This window comes from Streptomyces sp. NPDC053474, from assembly GCF_044544845.1.
Taxonomy (GTDB): domain Bacteria; phylum Actinomycetota; class Actinomycetes; order Streptomycetales; family Streptomycetaceae; genus Streptomyces.
In genome coordinates, this window is sequence record NZ_JBITXV010000007.1 from 309,117 (window position 1) to 324,899 (window position 15,783).

The following is a 15,783-nucleotide window of genomic DNA, read 5'->3' on the forward strand; positions in this document are numbered from 1 at the left end:
TGCGGAGCATGGGAACGAAGACCGCCAACGAGACGGACGACACGGAAGCGACGGACGAGGCGCCTAAGGAGGCGCCTCAGACCCCGGAGCCGTCTAAGGCCCTTACCGAGGCCCACGAGCCCGAGGCAGACGACTCCGAGGACGAGGCCCCCGAGGACGTGCTCGTCGAGGGCGAACCCGCCGCCGCGCCGTCGGGCGTCGGCCAGGGGGCGGCCGCCCTCGTCGCCGCCGCGCTCGGCCTGATCGGCCTCTCCGGAGGGTGGCTCGGCACGGTCGCCTCGGCCCGCGAGTCCCTGATCGGCCAGCTCAACACCTCCCAGGGCGCGGGGGTGGCCCGCCAGGTCCAGGAGGTCTACGGCGACTCCTGGAAGACGACGGCCCTGGTGGCGGGCGCGTTCGCCCTCGCCGCCCTGGTGGTCGGCGCCGCCACCCTGCTGCGCCCGGCCTTCGGCGCCCCCGACCGCGTCCAGGCCCCCTGGATCAAGTCGGTCGCCTGGGCGGGCGTCGCCCTCGGCACCCTCGGCCTGATCCTGGCCGTGGCCAAGTACACGGACCTGCTCCTGGGCTTGCCGTCGACGAGCTAGGGCCAGCACCCCCGGTTTAGGGAAGGGGCGGGGTCGGGGATAAGGCACCCCCTCACACCTAAGGCCCCCCACCCCCGGAAGATGCGGAACCTTCCCGATGTGGCGGACCCCCCTGGGAAACGAAAGTGGAGTCATCGCAGAGAGCGAGACACCACCACCCAGGGGGAGAAGAAGATGTTCGACTACGAACTCCACCAGTTCCGCGCCGCCGAGCTCGCCCACCAGGCCGCCCACCACCGCCTCGTACGGGAGGCGCTCAAGGCCGTGAAGCCCCGCCGCCAGGTGCTCGGCCGGGAAGAGGCCGAAGCCCGGCTGACGGCCGAGCGCACCGGCACGGCCCGCAAGGCCGACCGCTTCGCCCGGGCCGCCTGACCGGGCTGCGGCCCACCCGCCCATGTCGCGCACAGCGAAACCCACTCCCACAAAACCGCAGCTCTGTGCGATGCTCACCGCTGTGGAGACCAAGTCCGTCAGCCCCGTCTTCGTCGGCCGAGCCGACGAACTGCGCGTCCTGAACGACGCGCTCGCCCGTGCCGCCGCACCCGCCGCGGGCGAGCCGCAGGCGCTGCTGCTCGGCGGCGAGGCGGGCGTCGGCAAGACCCGGCTCCTGGAGGAGTTCGAGGCCGCGGCCATCGCCGCGGGCGCGCTCGTGGCGGTCGGCGGCTGTGTGGAGATCGGCGCCGACGGACTGCCCTTCGCCCCCTTCTCCGCCGCCCTGCGCATCGTGCGCGAGCAGCTGCCCGCCGAGTTCGCGGCGGCCGCCGCGGGCCAGGAGGAGGAACTGGCGCGGCTGCTCCCGGAGTTGTGCGAAGGCGCCAAGGGCCCGCGGTCCTCCGGCGGCAGGGCAGGCGAGGAGGCCATGGCGCGGCTCTTCGAGATCACCGCGCGCCTCCTGGAGCACGTGGCCGCCGACCGGACCGTCGTCCTGGTCCTGGAGGACCTGCACTGGGCGGACGCCTCCACCCGCCACCTGCTCTCGTACCTCTTCCGCACGCTGCGCAGCGGCCGCCTCGTCGTCCTCGCCAGCTACCGCGCCGACGACATCCACCGCCGTCACCCGCTGCGCCCGCTGCTCGCCGAGCTGGACCGGCTCCGCACGGTCCGCCGCATCGAACTCGCCCGTTTCAGCCGGGACGAAGTGGCCCGGCAGATGGCCGGGATCCTCGCCGCCGAGCCCAGCCCCAAGCTGGTCGACGACGTCTTCGAGCGCTCCGACGGCAACGCCTTCTTCGTCGAGGAACTCGCCGTCGCCTCCCACGGCGGCACCTGCGCCGCCCTCACCGACTCGCTGCGCGACCTGCTCCTCGTCCGCGTCGAGGACCTGCCCGACGACGCCCAGAAGGTGGCGCGGATCGTCGCCGAGGGCGGCTCGACCGTCGAGTACGACCTGCTCGCCGCGGTCGCCGACCTCTCCGAGGACGACCTGATCGACGCGCTGCGAGCCGCCGTCGGCGCCAACATCCTGCTCGCCTCGCCCGGCGGCGACGGCTACCGCTTCCGGCACTCCCTGGTGCGCGAGGCCGTCGGCGACGACCTGCTGCCCGGCGAGCGCTCCCGCATCAACCGCCGCTTCGCCACCGTCCTGGAGGCCGACCCCTCCCTGGTCGCCGCCGACCAGCGCACCACCCGCCTCGCCAGCTACTGGTACCACGCCCACGACGCCGCGAAGGCGCTGCCCGCCGTCCTCAACGCCTCCGTCGAGGCCCGCCGACGGCACGCCTACGCCGAGCAACTGCGCCTCCTTGAGCGCGCGATGGAGCTGTGGGACGCGGCCCCCGACGACGTACGCGCGCTGCTGCGCCCCGTCGACTACACCGAGGTCTATCCGCCCTGCGGCTGCGACCCCGCCACCATGCCGCTGCGCTATCTGGACCTGATGGCCGAGGCGGCCGTCGCGGGCCGCCTGTGCGGCGAACGCGAACGCGCCCTGAAGATCACCAAGCGCGCCCTGCGCCTCCTGGAGGAGGAGCAGGACCCGCTGCGCTCCGCCTGGTTCTGGGTGCAGCGCTCCCGCCTCGTGCAGAGCCTCGCCCGCGGCGACGGCTGGAAGGAACTCGCCACCGCGCAGGAGCTCCTCAGCGGCCATCCGCCGTCGGAGGTGCACGCCGAGGTGTTCGCCCTGGTCGCGGGGTGGCAGATGCTGCACCAGCCGGGCCCCGACAGCCTCGCCGCCGCCGAGCGGGCCGTCGAGTACGCCCGCATGGTCGGCGCCCACGAGATCGAGCTGAACGCCCGGCTCACCCTGGGCGGCCTGATCGTCGACACCGGCGACATCGACGCCGGGCTCACCGAGATGTACGCCGTCAGGGACCGGGTCACCGCCGAGGAGATCGTCGGTGTGCTCTGCCGCTGCTACATCAACCTGCCCTCCGTCCTCGAAGGCATCGGCCGCCACCGCGAGTCCCTCGCCCTCCTCGACGAGGGCATCAAGCACGCCCAGCGGTACGGCCTGCGCGAGTCCGAGGCCTGGATGTGGGCCAACCGCTCCGAGTCCCTCTACTCGCTCGGCCGCTGGGACGAGGCCGTCGACTCGGCGAGCCGCGCCGTCCTGAGCGCCAAGCCGCGCGGCGGCGCCGGAGTGCGCCTCGCCCACTTCGCGCTCGCCCGCGGCGACATGGCCGAGGCCGCCCACCACCACGCCGAGGCCCGCCGCCACTTCGGCACGCACGACTCCATACCGCAGAACACCCTGCCCCTGGCCCGCATCGCCCTCGGCATCGCCGCGGGCGAGGGCCGCATCCTCGACGCCCGCGCCGAGCTCCGCCAGGCCGCCGCCGACGGCCTGCCGCCCGGCACCCAGCGGTACGGCTGGCCGCTGCTCCTCGCCGCCGCCACCGCCGAGGCGGACGCCCGCGGCCTCGCGATCGCCGCGCCGGGCCGCGACGAGCACCTGCACCTGATCCGCACCACCATGAAGTCCCTGGCCGCCCGCGTGCCCGTCTGGCAGGCGTACGAACGCTGGGTCCGCGCCGAACTCCTGCGCGCCGAGGGCCGCGCGAGCGCCGAGGACTGGCTGGAGGTCCTCACCGCGATCGCCCCGCTGGAGCGGCCCTACGACCTCGCCCGCGTCCGCCACCGCCTCGCGGAGGCGCTGCTCACGGCCGGGGCCCCGGGCGGCAGGACCTCCGCCACCGGCGACACCGACCGGGACCGGGCCGCCGAACTCCTGCGGCAGGCCGCCGCGGTGGCCGAGCACCTGAGCGCCCGCCCCCTCGTCGAGGCCGTCACGCACCTCGCCCAGCGGGCCCGGCTCTCCCTGACGGGGGCGGCGGCCACCACTCCGGCCGACCCCGCCGAGGAGCTCGGTCTGACCACCCGCGAGCGTGGCGTGCTCCGCCTGGTCGCCGCGGGCCGCAGCAACCGCCAGATCGCCGAGGAGCTCTTCATCTCCCCGAAGACGGCGAGCGTCCACGTCTCCAACATCCTCGCCAAGCTGGGCGTCGCGGGCCGCGGCGAGGCGGCGGCCCTCGCGCACCGGCTGCGCCTCTTCACCGCGGACGAGGAGCCCGTGGCCGCCGGGTGACCGGCCCCGGCCCGCTTCCCGGGCGCTCGCTTACCCTGGGGAACAGGACCGCCGTCAGCCCTCGGGAGGCACCGTGTTCAACGTGTTCGAGCAGCTCTTCGCTCCCGGGCGCAAGCACACCGACGACGAGAAGAAGCGCCTTGAGCTGTCGCGCGTCGACGTGGACGACGGGGACCCGGGCCGGGGGCCCATAGACCTGTCCTCCGGCAAGGTGGTCGTCCGCGTGCCCCAACAGAGCACGGAGGAGCCCCACCCGGCCCCCAATTCCAGCTCGCCCCCGGCTTCGGCTCCGGCCACAGCCCCCGATTCCAGCTCGACCCCGACCCCGACCTCGGCCCCGGCTCCGGCTCCGGACGAGGCCCCGCCCGCCGCCTGAGCCCGGCTCCGGTTCCGGTGCGGCTCGGCTCCGGCTCGGGCCCCGGTTCCGCTTGCCGCCCGGGCGTGCCTCCGGTTCTCCTCCGGTCCTGGCCGCGCCCTCCCCCGCTACTTCACCCGCACCTCCAGGATCTTGTCGTCCCCCTTCTCCGGGGTGCCCCGTGAATCCGTCTCGCTCGTCACCAGCCACAGCTTGTCGCCGCCCGCCGCGAGCACCGTGCGCAGCCTGCCGTGCTCCTCGGTGAGGAACGCCTCCGTCTTCGGCTCGCCGTCCACCCCGCGCACCGGGATGCGCCACAGCCGCTGGCCGCGCAGGCCCGCCATCCAGACCGAGCCCTCGGCATAGGCGACGCCGCTGGGGGAGGCCTCGGACGTCTTCCACTGGGCCACCGGGGCGTGGAAGCCCTCGGCGCCCTCGTCGTCTTCGTCGCCCTTGCCCTCCACCTCGGGCCAGCCGTAGTTGTCCCCCGCCTTGATCTCGTTCAGTTCGTCCCAGGTGTCCTGGCCGAACTCCGAGGCCCACAGGCGCTTGTGCTCGTCCCAGGCCAGCCCCTGCACGTTCCGGTGGCCGTACGAGTACACCGGGGAGTCCTCGAAGGGGTTGCCCGGGGCCGGATCGCCCTCCGGGGTCAGGCGGAGGATCTTGCCGCCGAGGGACTTCTTGTCCTGGGCGAGGCCGGTGTCGCCGGTCTCTCCCGTGCCCACGTACAGCAGTTTGTCGGGGCCGAAGGCGATCCGGCCGCCGTTGTGGATCGTGCCCTTGGGGATGCCCTTGAAGATCGTGTCGGGGGCTCCCAGGCGCTGGCCGGTGGGCTTCGCCTCGTCGTACAGCATCCGGGCCACGCGGTTGTCGGAGGCCGTCGTGAAGTACGCGTACACGAAGTGGTCCGAAGCGTACGTCGGGGACAGGGCGAGGCCCATCAGGCCGCCCTCGCCGCCGGGGTCCACGCCGGGCACCGTGCCGACCTCGGTCTTCTTGCCGGAGGTGGTGTCGACATGGGTGATCGTGCCCTCGTCGCGCGACGAGACGAGCAGGTCGCCGCCGGGGAGCGCGGCAAGGCCCCACGGGGACTTCAGGCCCGTGGCCAGGGTCTTGGTGACCTCGGCCGCGCCCTTCTCGGGGGGTGGTGTCGCGCCGTCGTGCGACCGGGTCGCGCTGGGGTCGGTGCGCTTGCCGCCGTCCGGGGTGCCGTCGTCCGACGAGCAGGCGGTGGCCAGGAGGAGGGTGGTGGCCAAGGTGGCTGTCACGGCGAAACGTTGAGGACTCGGCACGGTGGGATCCCTTCGGCGCGGCGCTTCTCCTGTTCATACACCGCCCGGGCCCCAGGGGTTCCCACGCCCCTGCCGGGGGCTCCCCAATCCCGCCCCTTCCCGAAACCATGGGCTGCCGCCCCTGGCCACCCCGCCTGATCGGCCTTCGGCCTCGTCCTCAAACGCCGGACGGGCTGGAAGGGTCCGTCGGACCGCAGCCGAGATCCTTGTAGCCCGTCCGGCGTTTGAGGACGAGCCGCGGAGCGGCGATACGGGGGTCCGGGGGCGGAGCCCCCGGTTTCGGGAAGGGGCGGGATTGGGGGAGAGCCCCCGGCAGGGGCCAGGTGGGCTCAGTCCCAGGAGCCCTGGGCCGGGGGGAGGGCTGCCAGGTCGGCCAGGTCCTGGGGGGAGAGGCGGAGCCGCGCGGCCCCGGCGTTCTCCCGCGCCCAGCGGTCCCGCTTCGCGCCGGGGATGGGCACCACCTGGGCACCCTGCGCGAGGACCCACGCGAGGGCCGCCTGCGCGGGCGTCGCGCCGTGGCGCGCCGCGACCCGGCGCAGGCCCACCACCAGGGGCTGGTTGGCGGCCATCATCTCGGCGGTGAAGCGCGGGTGCCGGGCCCGCAGGTCGTCCCGTTCGAAGCCCTGCCCCGGCGTCAGCGTGCCCGTGAGGAAGCCGTTGCCCAGCGGCATCGCGGCCAGGAAGCCCACGCCCCGCACCGCGCACCACGGGAGCAGCGCGTCGAGGGCCTCGGGCGACCACAGCGAGAGCTCGGCCTCCACCGCCGTCACGGGGAAGACCTGCTGGATCCGTTCGAGCTGGCGGATCGTGGTGTCGTGCATCCCCGCGCCGGACCGCCGCCGGGCCCGCGCCCCGACCGCGCACAGGCCGAGCGCCCGCACCTTCCCGGCCGTGACCAGGTCGGCCATCGCGCCCCAGGTCTCCTCGATCGGCACCTCGGGGTCGGCGCGGTGCAGCTGGTAGAGGTCGATGACGTCCGTCTGGAGCCGTCGCAGCGACGCGTCGCAGGCGCGCTTCACATAGCCGGGGCGGCCGTTGGCGACGATGTGCTGGTCGCCCACGAGCAGCCCGCACTTCGTCGACACGAAGGCCTCGCCGCGCCGCTCCTTGAGCACCCGGCCGACGAGCAGTTCGTTGGTGAACGGGCCGTACATGTCGGCGGTGTCGAGGAGCGTCGTGCCGTGGTCGAGCGCCGCGTGCACGGTCCGCATCGAGGCGTCACCGCGCTGTCGCGAGCCGGAGTACGCCCAGCTCATCGGCATGCAGCCGAGTCCGACGGCGCCCACCCCGAGCGCCCCGGCGCCGATCGTCCTGCGCTCCACCTGGTCGAACCCTCCCGCTGTCCCGTGATCCCTCGACTGTCCGTGATCTTCCGTCCGGGCGGCACCAAACGTAACCTCTGCGTCCCGGCACGCGGCGTGCGCCCTGTGCGCACTAGCCTCCTGACCATGACAACTGACGTATGGCTGCCGTTCGAAGAGACCGACGTCGAGGGTCTGCCCGCCGCGTCCGAGGCGGGTCTGACGTACCGCTACTGGGACGGCGGTCCGGACTACCCCGCCGATCCGGCCGACTGCGCGTTCTACGTAGTGCCGTACATGAAGAGCACCGACATCGTGGTGCCCCCGATGGCCGCCATGGCGTCGCTCCGGGTCGTACAGACGCTGACGGCGGGCATCGACGCCCTGGAGCCAGGGCTGAGGTTCCTGCGGCCCGGTGTCCAGCTGTGCAACGCGCGCGGCGTGCACGAGGCCAGCACGGCCGAGCTCGCGCTGACCCTGATCCTCGCCTCCCTGCGGGGTGTTCCACGGTTCGTGGAGGGGCAGCGGGTGCGGGAGTGGCGCTCGGGGTTCTATCCGGCGCTCGCCGACAAGTCCGTCCTCATCGTCGGCTACGGGTCGATCGGCGCCGCGATCGAGGACCGGCTCGCGCCGTTTGAGTGCGCGCGGGTGGCGCGCGTCGCGCGCACCGAGCGCACCACGGCGCGCGGTGTGGTGCACCCGCTCGACGAACTGCCCCGACTGCTTCCTGAAGCAGACGTCGTGGTGCTGTCCACGCCCCTCACGGAGGGCACCCGCGGCCTGGTGGACGCCGACTTCCTGGCGCGGATGAAGGACGGCGCGCTGCTCGTGAACGTGGCCCGCGGCCCGGTGGTCGACACCAAGGCCCTGCTCCCCGAGCTGGAGAGCGGCCGCCTCACCGCGGCCCTGGACGTCACCGACCCCGAGCCGCTGCCCGCCGGTCACCCGCTGTGGCGGAGCCCGGGGGTGCTGATCAGCCCGCACGTGGGCGGTTCGTCGTCCGCGTTCGCGCCGCGCGCCCGGCGCCTGTTGACCGCCCAGCTGCGGCGGTACGTCACCGGGGAGCCGCTGGCCAACGTCGTTCTGACGACCTCGTGACCCCGATGACCTCGTGAGCCCAAGGGTGTCGTAACCCGTCGCAATCCCAATATTCAGGGCTTTGGAGCGCACCCCTCCCGCCTGCGGCGGCTTCACAAGTCGGTCAGGATCGGTCGATATCCGGCGTGCCGTGACCGCCTGGAACCGGCGTTGCGCCTTCTCTGCACGCTCCGCACTCACTCGTGTGCGCCGCGTGTCCATATTGACGGGCGCAGTCACGCAGCGTAGAGCAGACCTGTCCCTGAGTGACGAGGCTGGTGTATCGTCCCGACAGGGGCTGCGCCGTGCACCGTTCGGCGCCGGGGATCGAGTACCGAGACTGCGAGGGGGGCGACGGGCGATGCACGGCCTATGGGCGAACGATCCGAAGCGGCGGGACCACCGCCCGCGACTCTCGCGTACACCGGCCCGCTGCCGTCGGCACCGCGCCCGGCGGCACCGGCACCCGCACCGCGCCGCCAGGCGCCGTCCACAGCGGTCGGAGGTCGGCGCATGGCAGCCATCAAGGCGGACGAGCGGCCGCCGGTCCACGGACCCGGCGCCCCCCGGCGGACAGCGACAGGGCCCCTGTACCCCGCCTGTCCCGTCGACGGGACCGGGGTGCTGCGCCCCGGCGCCGGGTGGAACCCGTGGTGCCACGAAGGGCCTCCCGCGCGCGGCGCGTGGGCGCGGCCCCCGTGGCCGTGGCACCGGCGCGCGCAGCGGGGTGGCCCGGTGAGCGGGCAGACGGCCTCCGCGTCCGTCCTGGAAGGCGGCCTCGGTGCCCCCATGGCCTCGCCGGGCGCGCCCATGGCCCGCCGCCCCGCGCCGAGCGGCGGCGGCACGGGCCTGCTTTCCCAGGTCTTCCTGCTGCTGATCTGCGGCGGCTATGCGACCGGGTCCGCCCTCGGCTGGGGCTCGGACCGGCTCGCGCTCATCATGGGCGACTTCGGCCTCAGCGCCGCCGCCGCGGCCGCCGCCGTCTCCTGCTTCTTCTACTCCCGCACCCGGCGCAGCCGCTTTCGACCCGCGTGGCTGCTGTTCGCGCTCTCCTCCGCGATGGCGGCCTGCGGAAACGCGGTGTGGGGATGGCACGAGGTCGTCCTGCGGCAGCCCGTGCCCGAGCGCGGCTTCGCGGACCTGTTCTTCCTCTGCTTCGCGCCGCCCGCCATCATCGGGCTGCTCGTGCTCGCCAAGCGCCCGGTCACCAAGGCCGGATGGGTGTGCCTCGGGCTCGACGCCTGGCTCATCGGCGGCTCGCTGCTCACGCTCTCCTGGAGCCTCGCCCTCGCGCACACCGCGCAGTTCGACGGGCCCGGCGTCGCGCACGCCGCGCTGTCGCTCGCGTATCCGCTCCTGGACATCGCCCTCGTCAGCATGGTCCTTGCGCTGCACTTCAGGCGCTCGTCGGCGAACCGCACCGCCGTGAACACCGCCATCGGGGCCCTCGCGCTGACCGTGATGTGCGACGCCCTGTTCACCTCGCCGCTGCTGCACGCCAGTTACCGTTCCGGCCAGCTGCTCGACGCGGGCTGGTTCGCGGGCTCCCTGCTCCTCGCGTACGCCCCGTGGGCGGCACCCCGGCAGGGACGCGTCGAACCGGACCCCCCGCGCGCGGTCCACCGCCCGTACGGCAGGACGCGCGTCGCGGGCGTGCACGACGTACGAGGAGCCCGCGACTTCCACGACGTGCGGGGCGCCCGCGGCTTCCACGACGTACGCGATCCACGGGACGTACGCGATCCACAGGGCGGGCTCGCTCCCCACGACGGGCGCGACCCCCGCGACCACGAGCGGGGCGACGACGGACGGTACGCGACGACGCGGCCCATCGCCGGTTCGCTCGCCGCCCTCACGCCGTACCTGGCCGCGGCGGTCTGCACGCTCGGCATCCTCTACAACGTCCTGAACGGGCGCAGCGTCGACGAGGTCGTGCTCTTCACCGCGGGCACCGTCGTGCTCGCGCTCGTCGTGCGCCAGGGCATCATGCTGCTCGACAACATCACGCTGACCCAGGAACTGGCCCAGAAGGAGAACCACTTCCGCTCCCTGGTCCAGGGGTCGAGCGACGTCATCATGATCGCCGCCCCGAGCGGCATCCTGCGCTACGTCAGCCCGGCCGCCGCCGGGGTCTACGGCCGCGAGGCCGACGACCTCGTCGGCTCGGAGCTGGCCACGCTCATGCACCCCGAGGACCTCGGCCGTGTGGTCCACGAGGTGCGCCGCTTCCTCGCCGCCAACCCCGTGGAGGAGCCCACGACGCGGATCGAATGCCGCTTCAAGTCCGGCAGCGGCGAGTGGCTGAACGTGGAGTCCACCGTCAACCGCCACCACGGCGGTCTCATCTTCAACAGCCGGGACGTGACCGAAAGGGTGCGCCTCCAGGCGCAGTTGCAGCACAACGCCGAGCACGATCCGCTCACCGACCTGCCCAACCGGGCACTCTTCACCCGCCGAGTCGCGCAAGCGCTCGGCGGTCGCAGAGTCACCGACCGAGGCACGGCCGTGCTCTTCATCGACCTCGACGGCTTCAAGGCCGTCAACGACACCATCGGCCACCAGGCGGGCGACGAACTCCTCGTGATGGCCGCCCAGCGCCTCCAGGAGGCCGTCCGCGCGTCGGACACCGCCTCGCGCCTCGGCGGCGACGAGTTCGCCGCCCTCATCGTCGGCGACGGCACCCGCGACCAGTCCGCCCGCGAGAAGCACATCATGGAGCTCGCCGACCGGCTGCGGCTCAGACTCTCGCAGCCCTACGACATCGGCGGCAACGATGTCCGGGTCGCCGCGTCCATCGGCGTCGCCTTCGCCGAGCCGGGCGTCGGCGCGGGCGAGCTGCTGCGCAACGCCGACCTGGCGATGTACCGCGCGAAGGCCGCGGGCAAGGGCCGCGTGGAGCTGTACGCCCCCCAGATGCAGGCCGACGTCGCCCGCAAGGCCGAGCTCGCCACGCGCCTGCGCAGCGCCCTGCACGAGGGCGAGTTCGTGCTCCTGCACCAGCCCGTGGTGGCCCTCGACAGCGGCCGGATCACCTCGGTCGCCGCCCAGGCGCGGTGGCGCTCGGCCCAGGGCATCCTGTTCACGCCCGCCGAGTTCCTGCGCACCGCCGAGGACGGCGACCGCACCGCCGAGCTGGGCCGCTGGCTGCTCCAGGAGGCCGTCGAGCAGGCCGCGGAGCGCGGCATCGCCGGGCACGCGATGCCCGTCTCCGTGCGGATCGGCGCGCGCCGCCTGGTCGACCGCTCCCTGCCGCTCGGCTCCCTGGAGGCCCTGCTCACCCGGCACGGTCTGCCCTCCGGCGCGCTCGTCATCGAGCTCACGGACAGCGACCCGCGGGTCCCCCTCGACGAGCTGGAGCGCCGCCTCACCTCCCTGCGCCGCCTCGGCGTCCGCGTGGCGCTCGACGGCTTCGGCAGCGGCTGCGCGGCGATCACGGCCCTGCGGCGCCTCCCCGTCGACGTGCTGAAGCTGGACCGCGGGCTCGTCGAGGGCGTCGTGGAGTCCGCCCGCCTGCACAAGATCACGGCCGGTCTCCTGCGCATCGCCACCGACCTCGGCCTGGACTCCGTCGCCGACGGCGTGGACCACCCCGAGCAGGTCGTGGCGCTGCGCGCGATGGGCTGCACCCACGGCCAGGGCATGGCGTTCTCCGGCCCGCTCGACGAGTACCGGCTGCGCCGGGCGCTCGCCATGGGGGAGTACCCGGTGCCGCGCGGCCCCGTGGAGCCGGTGTGCGTGGGCGGCCCCGCCGTGGCGCCCCCGGCCGCCTTCGGCGGCGCGGGCGCGGCCTACGCGGCCGGGACGGTGGCCGGGTCCACCCCGTTCAGCCGCTCACATGCTGAGACGCCCGTCCCACCTACTTGACAGGTGTGGCGCGCCGGGGGGAGGGTCAGTGCCATGCGCACCCGAATTCTCGTACTTGGAAAGCGCGTCGGCTGAAGCTGGGAAGTCCGGTTCCTGACACCGGAGAGACCCAGCGACCGCACCCGGCGCGCTCCCCTCGCTTGCCCCACGGCACGAGGGGTTTTTTGTTGCACCAGCACTGCCAAACCCAGGCAAAAACCCCGCTAAATCTCCGCCCGACGTCGGGGCGGAACCTCAGCGAAAACCCTCAGCATCGAGAAGAGAATGCCGATGACCGAGCAGGCCACCGGGGCCAGCCATCCGCAGCCGCGGCCCCGATCCTCTGGACAGCAGCAGTCCGCGCCCGTCGAGCACGTCACGGGTGCGCAGTCCCTGATCCGTTCGCTCGAGGAAGTCGGGGCCGACACCGTATTCGGCATTCCCGGAGGCGCGATCCTCCCGGCGTACGACCCGATGATGGACTCCACGCGCGTCCGTCACATCCTCGTCCGCCACGAGCAGGGCGCGGGTCACGCGGCCACCGGCTACGCCCAGGCCACCGGCAGGGTCGGCGTCTGCATGGCCACCTCGGGCCCCGGCGCCACCAATCTGGTCACGCCCATCGCCGACGCCCACATGGACTCGGTGCCGCTCGTCGCCATCACCGGGCAGGTCTCCTCCAAGGCCATCGGCACCGACGCCTTCCAGGAAGCGGACATCGTCGGCATCACCATGCCGATCACCAAGCACAACTTCCTGGTCACCAAGGCCGAGGACATCCCGCGCACGATCGCGGAGGCCTTCCACATCGCCTCCACGGGCCGCCCGGGCCCCGTCCTCGTCGACATCGCCAAGGACGCCCTCCAGGCGCGCACCACGTTCTCCTGGCCGCCGCAGCAGGAGCTGCCCGGCTACCGCCCGGTGACCAAGCCGCACGCCAAGCAGATCCGCGAGGCGGCCAAGCTCATCACCGCCGCGAAGCGCCCCGTCCTGTACGTCGGCGGCGGCGTCATCAAGGCCGGTGCCACCGCCGAGCTGAAGGTCCTGGCCGAGCTCACCGGCGCGCCCGTCACCACCACCCTGATGGCGCTCGGCGCGTTCCCCGACAGCCACCCGCTGCACGTGGGGATGCCGGGCATGCACGGTGCGGTCACCGCCGTCACCGCGCTGCAGAAGGCCGACCTGATCGTCGCCCTCGGCGCCCGCTTCGACGACCGCGTCACCGGCAAGCTGGACAGCTTCGCGCCGCACGCGAAGGTCGTGCACGCCGACATCGACCCGGCCGAGATCGGCAAGAACCGCGCCGCCGACGTGCCGATCGTCGGCGACGCCCGCGAGGTCATCGCCGACCTCGTCCAGGCCCTGCAGGCCGAGCACACCGCGGGCCACACCGGCGACTACACCGCCTGGTGGGCCGATCTGAACCGCTGGCGCGAGACCTACCCGCTCGGCTACGACCACCCCGACAACGGCCAGCTCTCGCCGCAGCAGGTCATCGAGCGCATCGGTCAACTGGCCCCCGAAGGCACGGTCTTCGCCGCGGGCGTCGGCCAGCACCAGATGTGGGCCGCGCACTTCATCCAGTACGAGCAGCCCGCGACCTGGCTCAACTCCGGCGGCGCCGGGACGATGGGCTACGCCGTCCCGGCCGCGATGGGCGCCAAGGCGGGCCGCCCCGACAACACCGTCTGGGCGATCGACGGCGACGGCTGCTTCCAGATGACCAACCAGGAACTCACCACCTGCGCCCTGAACAACATCCCGATCAAGGTCGCCATCATCAACAACGGCGCCCTCGGGATGGTCCGCCAGTGGCAGGCGCTGTTCTACAACCAGCGCTACTCCAACACAGTCCTGCACAGCGGCCCGGGCGCGGACGGCAAGCAGCCGAGCGCCGGCACCCGCGTCCCGGACTTCGTCAAGCTGTCCGAGGCGATGGGCTGCTACGCGATCCGCTGCGAGGACCCGGCCGACCTCGACAAGGCCATCGAAGAGGCCAACGCCATCAACGACCGGCCCGTCGTCATCGACTTCATCGTCCACGAGGACGCCCAGGTCTGGCCGATGGTCGCGGCGGGCACCTCGAACGACGAGGTCATGGCCGCCCGGGGCGTGCGCCCCGACTTCGGCGACGGCGAAGACGACTGAGAGCACCAGGAAGAGGTACGACCGCCATGACCGTCATGTCCAAGCACACGCTCTCGGTCCTCGTCGAGAACACCCCCGGCATCCTCGCCAGGATCGCCGCCCTTTTCTCCCGCCGCGGCTTCAACATCGACTCCCTGGCCGTCGGCGTCACCGAGCACCCCGACATCTCACGCATCACCATTGTCGTGAACGTCGAGGACCTGCCGCTCGAACAGGTCACGAAGCAGCTCAACAAGCTGGTGAACGTCCTGAAGATCGTCGAACTGGAGCCGGGCTCGGCCGTTCAGCGCGAACTCGTCCTCGTGAAGGTGCGCGCCGACAACGAGACCCGCTCCCAGATCGTCGAGATCGTCCAGCTGTTCCGCGCCAAGACCGTGGACGTCTCGCCCGAGGCCGTGACCATCGAGGCCACCGGGTCGAGCGACAAGCTGGAGGCCATGCTCAAGATGCTCGAACCCTTCGGCATCAAGGAGCTGGTGCAGTCCGGCACCATCGCGATCGGCCGCGGCTCGCGCTCGATCACGGACCGCAGCCTGCGTGCCCTTGACCGCACCGCCTGACGTTCCGCATGCCGGAACCGCCCGACCTTCCTGTCCGAGCCCGCCGTACGGTGGGACGCAACATCAGCACACAGAGGAGTTTCCCAGTGGCCGAGCTGTTCTACGACGCCGACGCCGACCTGTCCATCATCCAGGGCCGCAAGGTCGCGGTCATCGGCTACGGCAGCCAGGGACACGCCCACGCCCTTTCGCTGCGCGACTCCGGTGTGGACGTCCGGGTCGGTCTGCACGAGGGCTCCACGTCGAAGGCCAAGGCCGAGGAGCAGGGCCTGCGCGTGGTCACGCCCGCCGAGGCCTCCGAAGAGGCCGACGTCATCATGGTCCTGGTCCCGGACCCCATCCAGGCCCAGGTCTACGAGGAGTCCATCGCCCCGCACCTCAAGGAGGGCGACGCGCTGTTCTTCGGCCACGGCCTGAACATCCGCTTCGGCTTCATCAAGCCCCCGGCGGGCGTCGACGTCTGCATGGTCGCCCCCAAGGGCCCGGGCCACCTGGTGCGCCGTCAGTACGAGGAGGGCCGCGGCGTCCCGTGCATCGCGGCCGTCGAGCAGGACGCCACCGGCAAGGGCTTCGAGCTCGCCCTGTCGTACGCCAAGGGCATCGGCGGCACCCGCGCGGGCGTCATCAAGACGACCTTCACCGAGGAGACCGAGACCGACCTGTTCGGTGAGCAGGCCGTGCTCTGCGGCGGCACCGCCGCGCTGGTCAAGGCGGGCTTCGAGACCCTCGTCGAGGCGGGCTACCAGCCGGAGATCGCCTACTTCGAGTGCCTGCACGAGCTGAAGCTGATCGTCGACCTCATGTACGAGGGCGGCCTGGAGAAGATGCGCTGGTCGGTCTCCGAGACCGCCGAGTGGGGCGACTACGTCACGGGCCCGCGCATCATCACGGACGCCACCAAGGCCGAGATGACGAAGGTCCTCGCCGAGATCCAGGACGGCACGTTCGCCAAGAACTGGATGGACGAGTACCACGGCGGCCTGAAGAAGTACAACGAGTACAAGCAGCAGGACCAGGACCACCTCCTGGAGACCACCGGCAAGGAGCTGCGCAAGCTCATGTCTTGGGTCAACGACGACGAGTAGGGCGTATGCCTGCGG

At 72.7% G+C, this 15,783-nt stretch carries 11 protein-coding genes; 9 read left to right on the forward strand and 2 right to left on the reverse strand.

Features of this window, described 5'->3' with window-relative positions:
- The first annotated feature begins 8 nt into the window (after nt 1-8).
- The 4 genes from ACIG3E_RS19040 (at nt 9) to ACIG3E_RS19055 (ending at nt 4,483) form a co-directional block, all read left to right on the forward strand.
- Nucleotides 9-584, forward strand: coding sequence for a hypothetical protein (locus ACIG3E_RS19040; RefSeq protein ID WP_399617386.1), 576 nt, complete (start codon nt 9-11; stop codon nt 582-584).
- Nucleotides 585-758: 174 nt separating this feature from the next.
- Complete coding sequence (locus ACIG3E_RS19045) at nt 759-956, forward strand: hypothetical protein (protein ID WP_399617389.1); 198 nt, start codon at nt 759-761, stop codon at nt 954-956.
- Between the two features lie 22 nt (nt 957-978).
- Complete coding sequence (locus ACIG3E_RS19050; RefSeq protein ID WP_399617392.1) at nt 979-4,107, forward strand: AAA family ATPase; 3,129 nt, start codon at nt 979-981, stop codon at nt 4,105-4,107.
- Nucleotides 4,108-4,180: 73 nt separating this feature from the next.
- Nucleotides 4,181-4,483 carry a DUF6191 domain-containing protein gene (locus ACIG3E_RS19055; protein WP_399617395.1) on the forward strand — a complete coding sequence of 101 codons (303 nt, stop codon included), beginning with the start codon at nt 4,181-4,183 and terminating at the stop codon, nt 4,481-4,483.
- Between the two features lie 107 nt (nt 4,484-4,590).
- Here ACIG3E_RS19055 and ACIG3E_RS19060 read toward each other — a convergent pair whose 3' ends face one another.
- Together ACIG3E_RS19060 and ACIG3E_RS19065 are read right to left on the reverse strand one after the other, a co-directional pair.
- Nucleotides 4,591-5,730 carry a PQQ-dependent sugar dehydrogenase gene (locus tag ACIG3E_RS19060; protein WP_399617398.1) on the reverse strand — a complete coding sequence of 380 codons (1,140 nt, stop codon included), beginning with the start codon at nt 5,728-5,730 and terminating at the stop codon, nt 4,591-4,593.
- Between the two features lie 353 nt (nt 5,731-6,083).
- On the reverse strand, nt 6,084-7,076 hold the full coding sequence (locus ACIG3E_RS19065; RefSeq protein WP_399617401.1) for an aldo/keto reductase: 993 nt from the start codon (nt 7,074-7,076) through the stop codon (nt 6,084-6,086).
- Nucleotides 7,077-7,202: 126 nt separating this feature from the next.
- Between ACIG3E_RS19065 and ACIG3E_RS19070 the strand changes: the two genes are divergently transcribed.
- From ACIG3E_RS19070 to ilvC, 5 genes are all read left to right on the forward strand, one after another.
- Entirely contained in the window at nt 7,203-8,153 is a 951-nt protein-coding gene (locus ACIG3E_RS19070) for a 2-hydroxyacid dehydrogenase (RefSeq protein ID WP_399617404.1), read from the forward strand.
- Between the two features lie 768 nt (nt 8,154-8,921).
- Nucleotides 8,922-11,996, forward strand: a complete 3,075-nt coding sequence (locus ACIG3E_RS19075; RefSeq protein WP_399617848.1) for a putative bifunctional diguanylate cyclase/phosphodiesterase — start codon at nt 8,922-8,924, stop codon at nt 11,994-11,996.
- Nucleotides 11,997-12,260: 264 nt separating this feature from the next.
- Entirely contained in the window at nt 12,261-14,123 is a 1,863-nt protein-coding gene (locus tag ACIG3E_RS19080; protein ID WP_399617407.1) for an acetolactate synthase large subunit, read from the forward strand.
- Between the two features lie 35 nt (nt 14,124-14,158).
- Complete coding sequence (ilvN, locus tag ACIG3E_RS19085; protein WP_242724007.1) at nt 14,159-14,683, forward strand: acetolactate synthase small subunit; 525 nt, start codon at nt 14,159-14,161, stop codon at nt 14,681-14,683.
- A gap of 86 nt (nt 14,684-14,769) precedes the next feature.
- Nucleotides 14,770-15,768 (forward strand): ketol-acid reductoisomerase, encoded by a 999-nt coding sequence (gene ilvC / locus ACIG3E_RS19090; RefSeq protein WP_399617410.1) that lies wholly within the window; start codon nt 14,770-14,772, stop codon nt 15,766-15,768.
- The last annotated feature ends 15 nt before the right edge of the window (nt 15,769-15,783 follow it).